The following is a 16,513-nucleotide window of genomic DNA, read 5'->3' on the forward strand; positions in this document are numbered from 1 at the left end:
AGCATCGGAGGAGGCCCGCCCTTCACGGCGGAGCCACACGGGACAAATGGGGAATTTCGGTGAGCGTCAGTGGGGAAGTTCAGTGAGCGCCGTCATTGCCGATTGCCCAGGCAATCACCAGCCCGACAACAACTTCCATCCCCATGTTGCGGTCTCCCTGCAGACGAGCACTGCTACCACCGGCGTATCGGGATCAACTCCGGTTCGCAACAGCCGTCGCGGCGTGTCGACACCTGCGTGTTTAATTCCGGTCGGTTGCTTAGCATGCCCATGACGGGACCCCGTGATTCGCTCCACGTCAGGTCAATTGCACTGTCGGCGCGCTGAACCCCGACTTGCGAACGCGAAGCCCCTGGCATGGGCAGGGGCCTCGGTTTCGTTGAGCTTGTGCCGAACTTTGACCAGATCCGCGCGGCTACGGCGAGCCCACCAGCGCGGCCGGTCCGCTCGGTTCACATCACCGAGCCCGGTGCTCGGTAATGGGCACGCCGGGTTCGGGCCGACCTCATTGATTCGAATGCGAGAGACAGAGCCGTTGTTGTTTACAGTTCCGCGCGCCTGATACCTGTGTTGTTGTTGCTCATGGTCAGCCGTGCGTCCGGGCATCACCATGGTTCCGGTGTTGGGACAGATCGCGATGCTCGAGCGCGATTGCCCGGCGTTCGACCCCAGTCCCGGTCAGACGCGGTCGGCGACAATAAGCAGGTATTGGGCTGTGCGGTCGCGGAGGGAAGACAGGAAGTGACTCTCGATCCCGGTGGCCACGGACGACTTTGCACGCAACTCCCAATACGGGATCATTTCGAGGCTGAGGTCGATGACCTTGATCGGCGTCAGGTTGTTGGCGGCCATAGCCCGGAAGTAGTCGCTGCGTGAGTGGAAGTCGCAATGGTAGTGGCCGTCGATATAGGCCATTTCGGAGGACTTGGGACCGAGTATGTCGTTGTAGCAACCGGTAATGCATACATAGCGGCCACCGGGTCGGAGCAGCCGCGATAACTCGCGGAACAGATCGTCGAGATCTACGTACATCGTGGACTCGTTGTTCCAGATGGCCTGCATGCTCTGGTCTTCGAACTCGGTGTGCAGCATGTTGCGAAACCAGAAATGGACCTGGTCGGCTACTCCGCGTTCTGCGGCCTGTTCGGTAGCGAAGTCAACCTGGTACTGCGAAATCGAGACCCCGTCGACCCGGCAGCCGAACCGAAGGTTGGCCATGAACGACAGTCCGCCCCGGCCCGAACCTGCGTCCAGCACGCGGTCGGCTCGGGTGAGCGGGCCGAGGTGGTCGAGCAGGTAGTTGGCCTGAGCGGTTTCCAGCCGATGAAGTTCGGCGATGATGGACTGCTCGCGGGTCTCCGGGGGTTCGGCAAGCACGGCCTCGTCGATCGCACCGACACCGCAGTGGTGGTGGTAGAACTTGTCGATATCACCAAGAGCGAGGTTGACCGCGTCATTGCGGCGGTTGTTCCACCAGTCGGCGACCTGGCGTTGGTACGCGTCATCGAATACTGAGTTTGCCGGGGTCGTATTCATGACTGTCTCTTCGAGCATGACATGAGGTTATCGGTAATGAGCCTTGTTGTCGTGTTATGGGAGGCGCCCGGTATCTGTTCCAGTGCAGCCGATTCGGCGCGCTATCCAGCTGATTCAGCAGCTCGGCGTCGCCGACTTCGTCGCGCAGTGATCGAGCTTCGTCTTCGGCGAAAACGCGTAGTTGGGTAACGACATTCGGGTACCGAGTACTCAGCGCAGCGCCGAATCTGGTTGGTCGTCGCGAGATAACGTGGCGATAGTGTCCGCGATCCACCGGTAGCCGATATCGGCGGTCGTGAGGATGCTGTCGTGTGCGGTCCGACAAGTCGGTATCGCGTTCATCCTGGCCCCGAACTGTTCCCATCGGGTGCGATCACCGCTGCTGTAGTAGGCCATACCTCGGCTGCCTTCCAGCTCGAAGGTGGCGCGTATATGCGGAGCGAGTTCCAGACCGCCCAGCGTCGAACCCTCCATCACGTAGAGAAATCCCAGCAGCGATGCGGGGTCTGTTGAGCCATGATGACGGATGGAGCTTGCAAAATCCTGTGCTACATCCAAGGTTTCAACTGGAATTGCGGTAATGGGGACGGTATCGAAGAACTCTAAATCCAGTTCCACGAGGTGCGTTTTCGCGAGCTCATCGCGCCATACCGCGACAATTGCGGGATCGGCGGACTCCGCGAGTTGGGTTTCCAAGGTTTCCAATATGATTCGATAAGCGGTGAGTTGAGCGACATAGTGCTCGAGCGGCAAGGTTCGGTCCAATAGCGCCAAGCTGAATGATGTCGCCTCCAGCGCTTCATGCCAACTGCGGGTTTCAGTTCGCAATCGCTGCATGATGGTGTCGGTCATAATCGGCCTCGCTCACGCGTACCTGGCGCGGACGGCGTCGCGCAAACGTTCGATGACATGACCCTTTCGGTCAATGGTCAGATCGTAATATGCCGCGCTGTCCGATGTGCGACATAACCGATGGACACGTTCCTTGGCCGATTGCTTCAGCTCAACGGACTGTTCGGCTAGTTGCACGATGGTTGCGCCGAGCTGCTCGTGGCCGAGTACGAACTCACGCAGTCGGGTCCCGGTGAGTTCTGGTGCGACGTCGAGCAACTCCGGAGCAGTGTCCAGCAAGGTCAAGTACACCCGATTGGTGATCCCGTCGAAGTCCTCATAGGTGTTGCCTGGGCTGAATTCCGGCACGAAGTCGGTGAGGTCATTGAACAGCTGGCTGGCCAAGCCGATGGTGCGCATGGCGTCGTGCAGCTCGGCGCGTTCGTCCTCCGGTACGTCGAGCGCGATTGCCGCGGTGTTCAACGGCATCCAGAACAACGTGGCGGTTTTCATGGTCGCCACTGTTTCCCAAAATCGGGTCCGGTCGGTGGAGCTGCCCGCGATAACTTCGCTGCGCATCTGCGGCAACCGGGTGGATATGTCCAGCGCTTGGCCGATGAACCCGCCTTCGAGAGCCTGCTCCAGGTATTGCACCGCGCCTGGGTGTGCGGCGTGTCGCAATGCCGCAAGCACCATGCAAAACCCGGTGTTCAGTGCCAATGGAATGCCATGGATAGCGTGCAGTGCGGGTTCTCCGTAGCGGATTGCGCTGCCATCCTGGATGTCATCGAGCACCACGGAGGCTTTCAGCAGGATCCGCACCGCCACTGCCACCCGTCGGATGGCAATAAGATCCGCTGCGGATTCAGCCGTGTCGGTGAAGCCACGATAGTTGCGGTATACCCAATAGGTAATCGACGGCCGCAGTGCCTGCCCACCCGCCGGTCGCAGCGCCTCTTGGCCGACCTTGGAGCCAAGCGCGTCGGCGAGCGGGGTGTGAAAAGCTAGCCGCAGCGCTTCCCATACCGCCGTGGGGCCCCCTGCGGCACCCGCTACTTGTCTTGTCGCGGTAAATAATTCAGCCAGAAACTGAGCCAGATCGGATTCCAGGAGTTCGGAGTCGGCGCGCACAGCGTCGATTACCGAAGAAGCACTATCAAATGCGGTCACAGGGCCTCGCTTTCGGACGACTTCGCGTCGGCGGCCCTGATCGTACCGTGCCCTAATCTATTGCGCTTATCGCAGTGCTGGTGCGTAGTCCATCTCGTCGTCCTCCTGCTCCACGCGCTGCCGTGTCTCCTTGACGGACTGCCCTTCAGGTACCCCGCTCGGCCACAGCAACACCACGGCGACCACAGTGGCCATGCCCGCCAGCACCGCGATCAGGTCGATCGCGAACTCCTGCCATCCCGCCATGCTGGTCACCGAATCTTGCTGTCTCGCACCGAGATCGGCTCAATGTCGATCGGCGCATGCATAGCCGCCGCGATCGCCGAAATCGGCGTCGGGTTCGGCGAACTCCACTTCCCATCCGTCGTTGCCGACCAGGGACCATGACCCGTCGTCGTGCTGGCAGAACTCTTCGTCGGCATCCGCCGCTATCGCCAGCTGTGGAATCTTCGTCATCGAATCGCGCGGGGAGTTCCATCTCCCGCCCACTTCAGCTGTCGGTGTTGGTATGCACCCAACGCCGAGGTGCCGATGCGGGCACGGCATCGACCCGGCGGCGGGGCTGAAAAACACGCTAGGCGTGCATAGTTCGGGAACCGAGTAGTTCCGATGTGCCAGCCGAGCGCCGATCGCCGACAACTTGGTGGAATCGGTAGGTCAATTCATGGTCTACACCCGCCGAACACCTACCGGCACGATCCGAATCGCTGGCCCTTCGACCGTCGAAGTGTTCGGGTTGTGGAGCGTTAGGCCCACGTAAACACCAGGTCAGGCTCGGTTTTCAACCGGGCCTGACCTGTTTTGTTCAGCTCGGCCCCCGGGAAACCACGCGGTTTTTATCGGATTCTTCGGGTGGGCGGTTTCGGGCCTTTCCGGCGTCGATGTCGCGGGCTATCCGGTTGGCTCGAAGCGTACGGATAGGGCCTGTACTCCGGCTGGAGCCCTCCAGATGAGATCGACACCCTCGATCTCGGATCCCGCACCGCACGCGGAATCACCGAACAGATAGGCCCGGTCGCTGGTGCCGTTCTCGAAACGTACTGTGGCATCCTGCAATTGGATACAAGCGCCGCTGTCCGGCCGTTCGATCGACAAGATCTTTCCCGCCACAGTGACGTAGGAGGCCCGGCCGATGGCCGCCTGGGCGGTACCGGTTGGCAGTGCGAGCAGTGCGAGCGCCGCGATGCCCACACCGGCGGCCTTACCGAATTCACTTGGCAATCCCATGATTTCCCTCTCTCGGCCGCCGGACGGCCGACTACACTGATCGATCCCGCTTTGGCGTCTTGTCAAAGATGTTGGGAGACAAAGGCTGTCACCAGTATGGCCGATGCGCGGATCGCTTGCAGTGGGCGCGGAACACCTGATCGCTGTGTTCCTCAACGGTGGCGCAGACCTTCGCCTCGAGGCCGAGGTTTCGGTGACGAACGCCGGCTCGACAGTTGCTCGTCGACGTGTCTCGCTCACGTATGGAACTACCAGGCATTCGCGACGTGGTGGACCGAACTGGTACACAACGCCGGAGACGCCCCGCACCAAGGCGAATTCCGGCACCGGATCGCCCGAACCCTTACGCGCCGGTTCGAGCCCGGCTCGGTGAACCGACTGCTCAGTGAGTTCATCGCCGGGTTGAACCAACCGGGCTGGTGGTGGGTGTCAGAGCGGAAGGGCATCCGGTCGATACGACGCAGCGCGACCAGTGTGCCCGCGGTGGTCGCAGTGGTGTGGTCTATCGATGTGACACGATGACCGGCGACTGCGTTTGTCTCCGCCATCGCCACGACAGGAGCCCGACCATGCCGCGTATTGCGACCGCCGACCGGATCGAGCGAGCCGAACTGCTGGAATTCCTGCGTACTCGCCACCGCGGCGTCCTGGTAACGAGCCGCGGCGACGGCCGCCCGCAATTGTCCCCGGTAACCTGCGGGATTGATGCCGAGGGCCGCATCGTGGTGTCGACCTACCCGGCCCGCGCCAAGGTCGGCAACGCGCGACGCGACCCGCGCGTGTCGATCTGCGTGCTGTCCGACGACTGGAACGGCCCCTATGTTCAGGTCGATGGCCGCGCCGAGGTCCTGGACATGCCGGAGGCCCTCGACGGTCTCGTCGAGTACTTTCGCGCTATCTCCGGCGAACATCCGGACTGGGCTGAGTACCGCGAGGCCATGGCACGGCAGAACAAGTCGCTGTTGCGCATAGATATCGAACGCTGGGGACCTGTTGCGACGGGCGGCTTCCCGCCCGAACTCGCGGACTGATCGCGGCGGCTGTCGAGCCACCCGCCGAAGCATCGGTATCCCGTATCCGGCATAGGCCACCCGATGCGTGACCTCATGGCCCACCACCTCAGCCAACCGCCGAAACAACTGCGGTGTCACTGATTTCGAGCAAGCGACGGCGCGCCTTCGGGTCGTCGGCCTGCGCGTGCGGACGGCTCTGGCGGGTGCCGTTGAAATACCGGCCCGTCGTCTGTGCCAGGCCCGGATCGCAGATCAGCCGGAGAGTGGCATTTGCGCCCTCGGCGACCGTGCTGATCGGCGTGACTCCAGATTGCGCCACCATGGTCGTCGCCATGAGTGTGGCCGGGTGTAGGGCGTTCACCGTGACACCGGTTCCGTCGAGCTCCTCGGCATACTCGATGGTCGCCATGATCATCGCCAACTTGGCGCGGCAGTAGGCGGCATACACGTCGTAGTCGTGCTCGAGGTTCGGATCGTCGAAGTTGATCTCCTGCTGCCCGGCGGAGGCCACGTTCACCACCCGCGCCGGAGCCGATGCCCGCAGCAGTGGAAGCAGCCGCCGCGTCAGCCGATACGGGGCCAGATGGTTGACCGCCCACAGCAATTCGTTGCCGTCGGCGCTGAGTTCGCGTCTCCCGTTCGGCTGGCCGCCGGTGCCGGCATTGTTCACCAGCACATCCAATCGCGAAGTGCGGGCGATGATCTCGTCGGCCAGCCGGTCCACCTCCGCCAGCCGTGACAGGTCGGCCAGGATGATCTCCGGCACGGGGTCGCTAGCGGCCGTCACCTCAGCTGCGAGCGCCGCGGCCCGATCGGGATTGCGGCCGTGCAGAATCAGCCGCGCACCCGCCGCGCCGAGCCGCACCGCGAGTTCCCGGCCGAGCCCGTCCGTCGCGCCTGTGATCAGCACAGTGCGATCGACCATGCGATCTATATCGTTGTCGCTCATAACCTTTCCTTGCAGTCTCATTTCCCGTCCTCGGTCCGGATGCTGGCCGAAGTGGAGGTCAGGTCGAGCGCGACGTGCGCATGCACGACGCGCCGGTGCCCGGCAGGGGTCGACTCAGCCACTGGAAGCCGCACATCGCGAGGAATCGGTGTTGGTGGCGGAACCGGCACGTCGAACGGAATTCACTGCATGGTCTCGGCCGTGGCGACGAGCGTCGCCCGGCCCAGGATGTGGCCGGCGATGGTGAACCCGAGCAGAGCCGGTGTGGCGTCGGCGGCGATGCCGATGTCGTCCACATCCAGAGCGTGCACGGTGACGAAATAGCGGTGCCTACCGTGCCCGGCCGGCGGTGCCGCACCGATGTATCGAGGTAGGCGCGCGTCGTTCGGCAATTGGAAGGAGCCGACCGGCAAACCGGTGCCCGCGTCGTCTCCGGCGCCCGCGGGAAGGCTGGTGGTCGTGGCTGGGATGTTGGCGACAGCCCAGTGCCAGAAGCCGGAGCCGGTGGGGGCGTCGGGGTCGTACACGGTAACGGCGTAGCTCTTGGTGCCTGCCGGGGCGCCACTCCAACTCAGTTGCGGGGAAACGTCTTTGCCGCCGGGGGCACCGGAGGACCACTGCGCGGGTTGCCAGGCGGCGCCGTCGCTCACTGTGGTGCTGGTGACTGTGAATGAGGCTGCATCGGGGAGGCGGGCGAAGGGATTGTTTGCGCTCATCGTGTCGCGCCTTTCGAGTCGGGCCGAACATGCAAGATCGATGATATCAGAAATAATCGATGATTTTGCAAATCGTCTATGATCAGATCATGGCTCGGACAGTCCACCCCCCGACCTCGCCGGCGAAGCAGATGCTTTCCGAGCAGGTCTACGCACACTTGCGGAACGCGATCATGCGCGGCGAGTACGCGCCCGGTGACGCGCTCAAGCCGCAGGATCTATCCAGGCAACACGGTGTGAGCCTGGCTGTGGTGCGTGAGGCGCTCGTGCGGTTGGTCGGGGAGGGCCTCGCCGAACGGCTGACGAATCGCGGCTTCGCGGTCCCAGCGTTCTCCGACGACCGCTGGCAGCAGATCGGCGAGGCCCGCCGGGCGATCGAGCCGGTTCTGCTACGTATGTCGATCGAACGTGGTGACGTCAACTGGGAGGGCGACGTTCGAGCTGCCCACCACCGCTTGGCGCGCACGCCGGTATTCACCCCGGAGGACGGCGAGTACTACAGCGAGGCATGGGCCGAGGCCCATCGGGTGTTCCATCGCACACTCTTGGCAGGGTGCGGCAACCCGGTGTTGTTGGAAACCTTCGACCGAATGTGGGTCGCGAGCGAGCTGGCCCGCCGCTGGTCGGCGCACCGCAACCCGGAGCGCGATGGCATTGACGAGCATCGTCGATTGGAGGAGGCCGCGCTGGCGCGCAACCCCGACGTCGCCGCCGACATGCTGACTCGACACCTCACCCTGACGACGGTCGCACTGGCAGAGCAAGAGGCCTGACTCGTCTACCACGACGTCGGACTGCTCACCGGGCCCGAATGCGCGGCCAACGGCTACAGAGCGGGTATCACCTGGCGATGACCGGCGCTGACGGTGGCGCATAGGCGGATAACAGGGTGGTGGTGATCAAGTCGGCCGCGTCGCTATCGGACACGCGTCCTGCGACGATCTCCCCGGCCGAGAAGCGGGCTCGTGCGGTGGGCATCTGGTCCGGCGTCACTGTCGGTGGCGCGCTGATCGGCCTGCTCACCGCGGGCGGGTTGGTCGAGATGTTCTCCTGGCGGTCGGTTTTCGTCTTCAACGTCGCGCTGACGGCGATCACGCTGGCCGCCACGGTGTTGATTCCGCGCCAGATCCGTTCCGGCGGTGCGCATGTCGATGTCGGCGTTGGACTACTGGTCCTGACCGGGGCGACCGCCGACTCCTCCTACCTGTCGATAGGCGTCGGCGTCTTCCTGCTCGGCAGCGGCATCGCCTTCGCCGCTACCCCGGCCACCGAGGCCATCATGGCGGCATTGCCGCCCGAACAGCACGGCGTCGCCTCCGCGCTCAACGACGTCACCCGCGAACTGGGCGGTGTCCTCGGAATCGCATTGCTGGGCAGCGTGTTCGGCGGTGCCTATCGTGACCGGGTCGCGGCGGCGGTCGCGCAACTACCGCCGGATCTCGCGCGCAGCGCGCAGGACTCGGCGGCCGCCGGTGTAGCAATCGGATCGGCACCCGGAGCACCGCCACAGCTGCTGAGCGGTGTGCTCGTCGGCTTCCACCACGGCATGTCGACCGCATTCGGGGTCGGTATCGGGGTCGTGCTGGCGGGGGCCGTGTTGGCCGTCGTCACGGGACGTCGGATGACAATCACACCACCAATGACCGCCGTGGATGCGTGAATATCAAAGGGCGTGAACACCATTCGCGATAGAGGTTGTCTCGTCCGGTCGGCGATGGCCGGGCGGCAGCGCGGCCGGATGTGAGTTGGCGGAGGCGGGCGGTTCTGTCCGACGGCAGGATGGACAGTCGAGCATTGTGGCCGTGCCGGGCGGCGACAGTGGACGCGGGGAAGCCTGCGTGGAGCATGACGGACACCCATGCGTGCAGCAGGTTCCGCACGGGGATTCAGGGGCTCGGCTGCGATGTAAAGGAACCATCCCGTGCAGGTCCGCGGCAAGATCACGGCGCGATTTACACCCGTTTTATGTTGTGGGGCAGCGAATCTGCGTTCATCGGCACGGAATGTGTACTTGGTCGAAGCGGCGAGCGCCGGTGGCCGACACTGTTCCGGTAGGCGCACGCCGCCACGGTCGACCAACCTTGGAGGTCCCATGAGGGAGCCAGCCCGCCTCTTACCCGCATCGCACAACCAGGACGAAAGGCTTTGTGGTGGTGGCTGATTCATGACCGTTCTGGCATTGGATATCGGTCCTACGGAATTCGCCGCCAACCAGGTGGTCGGCCGCGTCGGCACTCGGGATATCCGGCGAATCCCGATACCGGCGAATGCAGTGTGGGACGGCTGCCGGGGTCTGCTGCTCGATGTCGCTGGAGACGATGAGATCACCGCGGTCGGTATTGCCTGCCCAGGGCCGATCGACAAGTCGGCCGGGATAATCGCCCCAACGCGAATTCCGCAGTGGCACCGTGGATTCGATATTGTCACAGCGGTTCGGAGGTTGTTCCCGGTCGCGGCCGTCGAGGTGGCGACCGACGGCCTGTGCCTGACCCTGACCGAACGAAACGTCGGCGGAGCACACCACCCGGAAGCAATCCTGGTCGGCGCCGGCATTCTCGCCCTACTCGCAGCGGACCGGGCGGCCCGCAACACACCACCCGGCATCGGTGCCGAACATGTCGCCGGGCACTTCCACGATCGAGCCACATATCGCAGGGCCGACCGGGCGATATGTGGTCGCCACCAGCCGCGGTAAGCAAATTCCCGATCCCGCCAGTGCATCGACCTGCCAGCAGGCCTGATGCATATGGCCATGAACCTCACCGAAACCGATGGCCTGACAATGAAATTCCCCTTCGACGAGCAGGGCCCCAACCAGCTGTCGTCTCGGGTACGCCCGTCCGACCTGCTGTTCAGCGGAGCGACATCATGATTGTCGCCGGCTGAACCGTTCGAGGTGTCGCAATGGAGTATTACGAGCTGGACATCGCCGATGTCGACGAATGGACAGAAACCGCCAACAGTTTCGTTCCGATGGATCATCGCTACCGCGAACCCGACCGCTGGCAGGTGGCGATGACCGTGCAGCAGACAACCACGTACCGCCTGCTGCGCTGGGATCAGCCCGGCGACCGGCTGGCCTTCCGCACCCCGTCGAACATTCGTCGGGTTTCGGCCGAAGACTTCTACTGGGTGGTCGTCCCGCAGCGGGGACAGTTCGCCGCGGCCGACGAGCACGGGGTCACCCACATCACATCAGGGCGGGCGGCGGTGCTGGCACTGGATCGGCAGTGCCGGTTGCATATCCCCGCCTCGGTGGCCTACGGGTTCCAGATACCCCGCGCCGAGTTCGCGCGACCCGGCCCACGACCGCCGGTGCTCGACCTCGGCTCGGGTCTCGGCAGGATCGCCGCGGGCATGATCCGCGATCTGCACGCCGAACGATCCGCGCTGACGAGCCGGGAGTTCAACGCGGTCTGCGACCGGATCGCCGAGCTGCTCTGCCTGATGAGCGCGGGGGATATCGGCCCGCAGCAGAGTCATTTGACAGAGCTCGCCGAGACCATCCGACAGTATGTGCGCCAGCACATCGGAGCAGCGGACCTCCGGCTGCCCGAGGTGGCGCGGGCATTGGGCTGGTCGCCGCGACAGCTGCGCACCGCACTGCAACAGGCGGGCACCACGTATCGGGAAGTGCGCCAAGACGAAGCACTGCGGGCAGCTCGGACCATGCTCGAAAACCCGGAGACGACAGCAACAATCGGAGAGGTCGCCGCACGCAGTGGCTTCACCCTCACCTGGTTCTGCGCCGCCTTCAAGGCACGATACGGCGAGACACCCCGAGAATTTCGCAAACGCAGGTTGGCCGAGTCGGTCCGGCCGACAGCGGCTCTCGGCTCGAGTGCCAGCGCGACAGTGAGTACTACGCGGTCACTCGCTCCATGAGCAACCGCAATGCTCGATCGGTCGGCATGCCTCGTATGCCAGCTCGATATTTCCGTTGTCGACTCGAGAAGCCGGTGCGACACGAGTCCCCACTATCGAGAAGACCTGGAGCCGTCGCGTCCTCCGCCTCGCCGCCGTGCTTTGTTTTTGTGCGGTCGAATTCTGTTGCGAGGCAGGAGCTGCGGGTTCGCATGGTGATGCGTGCGTCGGCCCTCGACACTGACCTGGCACAGCTCGCCCCAGCCGTCGATCAGTAGCCGACCAGGTCAGGCAAGCCCGCGCCGGCACTTCCACACGGTCGCGGCCGGTCGGCGATCAGCGAGAATTGGAGTACATCGTGGCCGATCTCCTGCCGTTTGTCATAGCCGGAATTGTATCCGGCTCGGTTTATGGGCTGGCCGCAACGGGTTTGGTGCTCACCTATAAGACTTCGGGAGTATTCAACTTCGCCCACGGCGCCATGGCGACCGTGTCCGCGTACGCGTTCTACACGTTGTACGTCATCGATGGTGTCGTATGGCAACTCGCCCTGGCGATTTGTGTTCTCGGGATCGGCCCGGCCATGGGCTTGGCACTGGAATTTCTGGCCCGCGTCGTCGACCGGGCGACAATGGAACTGCGGATCGCCGCCACGGTCGGCATTCTGCTGGTTGTTCAGGCGGGGGCCGCTCTGTACTACGGGCACACGAAGACGCGCATCGTTCCGGTCTTCCTACCCCAGGGCGGATTCGCCGCCTTCGGCGTACGGGTGCAGTGGTCGGATGTGGCAACGTTCGGTGTCGCGATACTCGCGACCGCCGCGCTATCGGCCGCACTGCGGTTCACCCGAGGCGGCATCGCGATGCGCGCGGTCGTCGGGAATGCGGTGTTGCTGGACCTGGCCGGGACGAGCTCGGTGCGCACGCGACGATCGGCTTGGTGTGTCGGCACTGGTCTGGCATCGCTGTCCGGGGTGCTGTTCGCGCCGTTGATTCCGCTCGATCCCATGCAGCTGACATTGCTGGTCATCCAAGCCTTCGGAGCTGCGGCCATCGGCCGATTCACCAGTCTGCCTTGGAGTTTCGGCGGTGGATTGCTCATCGGAGTGCTCGCCGCATTGGCTACACACTACTTCACCACCGGGCCAGCCGCGGGAGTGCCTGCCGCATTGCCGTTCTTGGCGTTGTTCCTCGTGTTGCTGATCATGCCGCGTCGCTACCTGCTGGACCGGGACCGGGCGGTCCGGCGGATCCGGTCCGGTTGGACTGCTCCACCGGCGTTGCAATCCGCGGGCGGGGTCGTGGTGTTGGTGGTGCTCGCGCTGGTTCCGCTGTTCGCGGGTATCCACTTGACCGATTGGACTGTGGCGCTGGCGATGACGCTCGTCTTTCTGTCGCTCGGTCTCCTGGTCCGTACATCCGGTCAGGTCTCGCTGTGCCACATGGCTTTCACCGCGATCGGAGCCTGCACGTTCTCACATCTGGCCGTTGATCGGCAGTGGCCGTGGCCGCTCGCGCTCATCGGCTGCGGACTGGTGGTCGTACCGATCGGTGCGGTGTTGTCGATACCGGCCATTCGCCTCAGTGGCCTGTATCTGGCGTTGGCGACCTTCGGATTCGGCGTCGTGGTGCAGATGATGTGCTACAGCGAGCCCTATATGTTCGGCACCAGTGGTCTGGGCCTGAAAATGCCGCGCCCCAGCGTATTCGGACTCGACTCCGACCCGTCGTTCTACCATCTGGTGCTGGTGCTGGCCACGGTGGGCACGTTGCTCGTGGTGGCGCTGGACAAGAGCAGGCTCGGACGGTTGCTCCGAGGGCTGGCCGAATCGCCGACCGCGCTGCGGACCAATGGTGTCACAATCGAAGTCACCCGCGTTCTCGTCTTCTGTGTTTCCGCATTTCTTGCCGCATTGGGTGGCGCACTCGCCGGAATGGCCCAGACCACCGCCTCGGCGGCAAACTACCAGCCGCTGCTATCGGTTACCTATTTCGCGGTCATTGTCATCGTGGTGGGTCGGGAGCCGTGGTATCCGCTGCTTGCGGCGGTGGCGCTCATCCTCGTGCCGTCCTATATCCAAGTCGCCGGCATGTCGCTGTGGCTCCAGATCCTGTTCGGCTTCCTGGTCGTGCTGCGTGCCGCCACCGCGAGCCGCCTCGAGGTTCCCGGCCCGATCCGATCCTGGCTGGACAACGCATTTCGCAGTAAGCGGTCCTCGGCGGTCTTCGCGCCGGAACCCGCCACCGAGCAGTCCGCAGCGGTGCTGGACGTCCACGATCTTTCGGTTCGCTTCGGCGGCGTAGTGGCAGTCGACGGCCTCTCGTTCGACGCGCGCACCGGGCGGATCACCGGACTCATCGGCCCTAATGGGGCGGGCAAGACCACCACGTTCGATGCCTGCACCGGTCTCGTCCAGGCCCACGCCGGCGACGTGCGGCTGCAGGACCTGGTGATCAGCCGCGCGTCGACCGCGCGCCGGGCACGGCTGGGCATCGGGCGAACTTTTCAGCAGACGGAACTGTTCGACTCCCTTACTGTCGCCGAAAACGTCGCGTTGGGCGCCGAAGGTCCACTCGCCGGAGCAAACCCGTTGGCCCAACTGGTTTCGGCCCATGGACAGACCAGGCGAGTGCGCACCGCGACGGCCTCCGCGATGGCGTTGTGCGGTATCGAATCCATCGCGGATTCTCGCGTCGGCGCACTGTCCACCGGGCAACGAAGACTGGTCGAGCTCGCCAGATGTCTTGCCGGGCCGTACCGGATCCTGTTGCTCGACGAGCCGAGTGCGGGCCTGGATCGCTCGGAAACCGAGCGCTTCGGGCAGATCCTGCGGCAGGTCGTCGCCGCACGCGGCGTCGGAATCGTTCTGGTAGAGCACGACATGTCGCTGGTGCTCGAGATCTGCGACGACATCTTCGTACTCGACTTCGGTCGCCTGATATTCCGGGGCTCGCCCGCGCAGGTGCGGGCGTCGGAGGTGGTGCAGCACGCCTACCTCGGCGAGCCGGTCAACGACGAAGGCCGGATGACGGAGCCCGTCGCATGACCGGCACCGACTGTGCGCTCGAATTGCGCTCGATCACCGCGGGATACGGCACCACGATCGTGCTCCACGACGTCGACCTCGCGGTTGCACCCGGTTCGGTCGTCGCGCTGCTCGGGCCGAACGGCGCCGGAAAGTCGACGCTGCTGCGGGTGGCCGCCGGACTGCTTCCAGCGCGATCGGGGACGGTGTCGATCGGCGGGGCCGATCTGACCCGCGCTCGCGCGGTGCGCCGCGCCCGCGCGGGCCTGTGCCTGATCCCCGAGGGCCGAGGTGTTTTCGCGGACTTGACGGTCCGGGAGAACCTGCGCCTGCTGACGCCGCCGTGGCGCCGTGTCGGCGTCGACGTGGTGCTCGATGTCTTCCCCGCGCTGCGGGCGAAGCTCGATCAACGGGCCGGTTCGCTGTCGGGTGGACAGCAGCAGATGCTGGCCCTGGCGCGTGCCTGGCTGGCCGATCCATCGGTTGTCCTGCTCGACGAGGTGTCCATGGGCCTCGCTCCGCTGGTCGTTGACGAGATCTTCACGGCGCTTGGCGAATTGCGTACCACCGGTTCGGCGATTGTGCTGGTCGAGCAGTACGTCGACCACGCCATGACGATGGCCGATCACGTGGTGTTGCTCAGCCGCGGCACCGTCGCGTTCGCCGGGCCCGCCGCAGATATCGACCGAGATGCCGTGCTGCAGAACTATCTCGGCATCGACGGCAGCCACACAGACTTGCCGGCGTCGCCGGCAGGACACCCACCCGGAACCGCGGCCGGGCGATGGGCGTAGCGAATCGAATGCTCGGTATCCGTACAGGAGTGGAGTAATGAAGAAAACAAGGTTTCTGTGGTGGGTCGCGTCGGTGCTGACGGCGGCACTCGCGCTCACGTCGTGTTCGGCCGACTCGACGAGCGGCGGAACCGAATCCGTTGGGCCGGTGAAGGTCTCCGACGGTGGGTTGAAGGGCGATCCGATCCTCATCGGGTCGATCTGCAGTTGCACCGGCCCGGCCGCCGCGTCGGTGGGACATGCCGCCGATGTGCTGCAGGCCTGGGCATCGTGGGTCAACGATCGCGGTGGCGTCAATGGGCACCCGGTCAAGCTCATCTCCTATGACGACGAGCAGAATCCGACGACAGCGCTGGCCGTCGCGAAGAAGCTGGTCGAACAGGACAAGGTGATCGCCATCGTCGGCCAGACCAGTCTGGTCAGTTCGAGTTGGCAGAACTACGTCGACAGCAAGGGCATTCCGGTCATCGGCGGACAGCCGGTCGATGCCCCGTTCATCACCGATCCGAACTTCTTCGCCTCCGGAACTACGCTGCCGGTGCTGATGCTGGGTGAGGTGGCCCAGGCCAAGCAGGCGGGCGCGAAGACCCTCGGCGTCTACTATTGCGCCGAAATCCCGGTCTGCGAGCAGCTTCCGCAGATGCTGAAACCGATGGCCGAACAGGCCGGTCTGGGATTCGCTTCGGAGAAAGTCGCGATTGCCGCGCCGAACTACATCGCTCCGTGTCTGGCATTCAAGGACAAGGGTGTCGACGCCGTATTCCCCGGCGTCTCCGTCGAGGCGATTTCGCGCATCGCGGCATCGTGTGCGCAGCAAGGTTACAAACCGATTCAGGCTCCTACCGGCGTGAGCCTGCAGAGAGCGTGGGCCACGGACCCGAACTTCGAGGGCAGCATCTTCGCGGGCTCGAACGCGCTGTACACCGATGATTCGATTCCGGCCATCAAGGATTTCGGCGACGCCCTCGACAAATACATTCCCGGACTTCGGGGCAGCGGGGATTTCAGCGCGCCGCTGTTGTGGCCGTGGGCAGGTGGGCAGCTGTTCCTGGCGGCGGCCAAAGCAGCCAACCTCTCCCCGTCTTCGACGAGCGCGGATGCGATCAAGGGACTGCGCGCATTGCACGAGGAGACCCTGGACGGTCTCGCTCCGCCGCTGACCTTCACCGAAGGCCAACCGGGGTTCCCGCTGTGCTACTTCACCGGAAATACCAAAGGTGGTGTATTCCACTCCGCCAACGGCGGTAAGCCGACGTGCATCGACCAGGCAACTGCCGCTGCGCTGATGAAGGCACTCACGCCGGCATAACCATCCGAACCGGTATTCGGCGAGGCGGTGGCGTTCCACCGCCTCGCCGATGTGTGGATCCACAGTTTCGATGCCACGG

General features: G+C 64.3%; 16 protein-coding genes. 8 read left to right on the plus strand and 8 right to left on the minus strand.

Features of this window, described 5'->3' with window-relative positions; translation table 11 throughout:
• Positions 1 to 678: 678 nt before the first annotated feature.
• The 6 genes from AB0L58_RS34065 to AB0L58_RS34090 all read right to left on the minus strand — a co-directional run bounded on the left by AB0L58_RS34065 (position 679) and on the right by AB0L58_RS34090 (position 4,764).
• Positions 679 to 1,554: a geranyl diphosphate 2-C-methyltransferase gene (locus AB0L58_RS34065; protein ID WP_364393493.1), complete on the minus strand. Its 876-nt coding sequence runs from the start codon at positions 1,552 to 1,554 to the stop codon at positions 679 to 681.
• A 192-nt stretch (positions 1,555 to 1,746) separates the two neighbouring features.
• Positions 1,747 to 2,388 carry a biliverdin-producing heme oxygenase gene (locus tag AB0L58_RS34070; protein ID WP_364393496.1) on the minus strand — a complete coding sequence of 214 codons (642 nt, stop codon included), beginning with the start codon at positions 2,386 to 2,388 and terminating at the stop codon, positions 1,747 to 1,749.
• 12 nt (positions 2,389 to 2,400) lie between these two features.
• Positions 2,401 to 3,537, minus strand: coding sequence for a polyprenyl synthetase family protein (locus AB0L58_RS34075; protein WP_364393499.1), 1,137 nt, complete (start codon positions 3,535 to 3,537; stop codon positions 2,401 to 2,403).
• A 66-nt stretch (positions 3,538 to 3,603) separates the two neighbouring features.
• Positions 3,604 to 3,783, minus strand: coding sequence for a hypothetical protein (locus AB0L58_RS34080; protein WP_364393501.1), 180 nt, complete (start codon positions 3,781 to 3,783; stop codon positions 3,604 to 3,606).
• A gap of 39 nt (positions 3,784 to 3,822) precedes the next feature.
• Entirely contained in the window at positions 3,823 to 3,993 is a 171-nt protein-coding gene (locus AB0L58_RS34085) for a hypothetical protein (protein WP_364393503.1), read from the minus strand.
• A 435-nt stretch (positions 3,994 to 4,428) separates the two neighbouring features.
• On the minus strand, positions 4,429 to 4,764 hold the full coding sequence (locus AB0L58_RS34090) for a hypothetical protein (protein WP_364393506.1): 336 nt from the start codon (positions 4,762 to 4,764) through the stop codon (positions 4,429 to 4,431).
• A gap of 569 nt (positions 4,765 to 5,333) precedes the next feature.
• On the opposite strand from AB0L58_RS34090, the gene AB0L58_RS34095 reads away from it, so the two are divergent.
• A complete protein-coding gene (locus tag AB0L58_RS34095) occupies positions 5,334 to 5,795 on the plus strand; it encodes a PPOX class F420-dependent oxidoreductase (RefSeq protein ID WP_364393508.1) in 462 nt (153 codons plus the stop codon).
• A gap of 88 nt (positions 5,796 to 5,883) precedes the next feature.
• Here AB0L58_RS34095 and AB0L58_RS34100 read toward each other — a convergent pair whose 3' ends face one another.
• Positions 5,884 to 6,726, minus strand: a complete 843-nt coding sequence (locus tag AB0L58_RS34100; RefSeq protein WP_364393511.1) for an SDR family NAD(P)-dependent oxidoreductase — start codon at positions 6,724 to 6,726, stop codon at positions 5,884 to 5,886.
• Positions 6,727 to 6,908: 182 nt separating this feature from the next.
• Positions 6,909 to 7,442, minus strand: coding sequence for a YbhB/YbcL family Raf kinase inhibitor-like protein (locus tag AB0L58_RS34105; RefSeq protein ID WP_364393513.1), 534 nt, complete (start codon positions 7,440 to 7,442; stop codon positions 6,909 to 6,911).
• Positions 7,443 to 7,531: 89 nt separating this feature from the next.
• Here AB0L58_RS34105 and AB0L58_RS34110 point away from each other — a divergent pair, with 89 nt between their 5' ends.
• The 7 genes from AB0L58_RS34110 to AB0L58_RS34140 all read left to right on the plus strand — a co-directional run bounded on the left by AB0L58_RS34110 (position 7,532) and on the right by AB0L58_RS34140 (position 16,434).
• Complete coding sequence (locus AB0L58_RS34110) at positions 7,532 to 8,215, plus strand: GntR family transcriptional regulator (RefSeq protein ID WP_364393516.1); 684 nt, start codon at positions 7,532 to 7,534, stop codon at positions 8,213 to 8,215.
• Between the two features lie 116 nt (positions 8,216 to 8,331).
• Positions 8,332 to 9,102, plus strand: coding sequence for an MFS transporter (locus AB0L58_RS34115; RefSeq protein WP_364393518.1), 771 nt, complete (start codon positions 8,332 to 8,334; stop codon positions 9,100 to 9,102).
• A gap of 504 nt (positions 9,103 to 9,606) precedes the next feature.
• Complete coding sequence (locus AB0L58_RS34120; protein WP_364393520.1) at positions 9,607 to 10,137, plus strand: ROK family protein; 531 nt, start codon at positions 9,607 to 9,609, stop codon at positions 10,135 to 10,137.
• Between the two features lie 209 nt (positions 10,138 to 10,346).
• Complete coding sequence (locus tag AB0L58_RS34125) at positions 10,347 to 11,327, plus strand: AraC family transcriptional regulator (protein WP_364393523.1); 981 nt, start codon at positions 10,347 to 10,349, stop codon at positions 11,325 to 11,327.
• 337 nt (positions 11,328 to 11,664) lie between these two features.
• Positions 11,665 to 14,352 (plus strand): branched-chain amino acid ABC transporter permease/ATP-binding protein, encoded by a 2,688-nt coding sequence (locus AB0L58_RS34130; protein ID WP_364393525.1) that lies wholly within the window; start codon positions 11,665 to 11,667, stop codon positions 14,350 to 14,352.
• Positions 14,349 to 15,125, plus strand: a complete 777-nt coding sequence (locus AB0L58_RS34135; protein WP_364393528.1) for an ABC transporter ATP-binding protein — start codon at positions 14,349 to 14,351, stop codon at positions 15,123 to 15,125. The genes AB0L58_RS34130 and AB0L58_RS34135 overlap by 4 nt, the downstream gene beginning before the upstream one ends.
• 37 nt (positions 15,126 to 15,162) lie before the next feature.
• Positions 15,163 to 16,434, plus strand: coding sequence for an ABC transporter substrate-binding protein (locus tag AB0L58_RS34140; protein ID WP_364393530.1), 1,272 nt, complete (start codon positions 15,163 to 15,165; stop codon positions 16,432 to 16,434).
• Positions 16,435 to 16,513 lie beyond the last annotated feature (79 nt).

It is taken from the genome of Nocardia sp. NPDC052112 (assembly GCF_040680135.1).
Lineage (GTDB): Bacteria > Actinomycetota > Actinomycetes > Mycobacteriales > Mycobacteriaceae > Nocardia.

Excerpts from the sequence above, each read along its gene's own strand:
- AB0L58_RS34070 (WP_364393496.1), bottom strand. The coding sequence starts at position 2,388 with ATGACCGACACCATCATGCAGCGATTGCGAACTGAAACCCGCAGTTGG.
- AB0L58_RS34085 (WP_364393503.1), bottom strand. The coding sequence starts at position 3,993 with ATGACGAAGATTCCACAGCTGGCGATAGCGGCGGATGCCGACGAAGAG.
- AB0L58_RS34100 (WP_364393511.1), bottom strand. The coding sequence starts at position 6,726 with ATGAGCGACAACGATATAGATCGCATGGTCGATCGCACTGTGCTGATC.
- AB0L58_RS34140 (WP_364393530.1), top strand. The coding sequence starts at position 15,163 with ATGAAGAAAACAAGGTTTCTGTGGTGGGTCGCGTCGGTGCTGACGGCG.
- AB0L58_RS34125 (WP_364393523.1), top strand. The coding sequence starts at position 10,347 with ATGGAGTATTACGAGCTGGACATCGCCGATGTCGACGAATGGACAGAA.
- AB0L58_RS34120 (WP_364393520.1), top strand. The coding sequence starts at position 9,607 with ATGACCGTTCTGGCATTGGATATCGGTCCTACGGAATTCGCCGCCAAC.
- AB0L58_RS34095 (WP_364393508.1), top strand. The coding sequence starts at position 5,334 with ATGCCGCGTATTGCGACCGCCGACCGGATCGAGCGAGCCGAACTGCTG.
- AB0L58_RS34105 (WP_364393513.1), bottom strand. The coding sequence starts at position 7,442 with ATGAGCGCAAACAATCCCTTCGCCCGCCTCCCCGATGCAGCCTCATTC.
- AB0L58_RS34080 (WP_364393501.1), bottom strand. The coding sequence starts at position 3,783 with ATGGCGGGATGGCAGGAGTTCGCGATCGACCTGATCGCGGTGCTGGCG.
- AB0L58_RS34065 (WP_364393493.1), bottom strand. The coding sequence starts at position 1,554 with ATGCTCGAAGAGACAGTCATGAATACGACCCCGGCAAACTCAGTATTC.
- AB0L58_RS34090 (WP_364393506.1), bottom strand. The coding sequence starts at position 4,764 with ATGGGATTGCCAAGTGAATTCGGTAAGGCCGCCGGTGTGGGCATCGCG.
- AB0L58_RS34135 (WP_364393528.1), top strand. The coding sequence starts at position 14,349 with ATGACCGGCACCGACTGTGCGCTCGAATTGCGCTCGATCACCGCGGGA.
- AB0L58_RS34110 (WP_364393516.1), top strand. The coding sequence starts at position 7,532 with ATGGCTCGGACAGTCCACCCCCCGACCTCGCCGGCGAAGCAGATGCTT.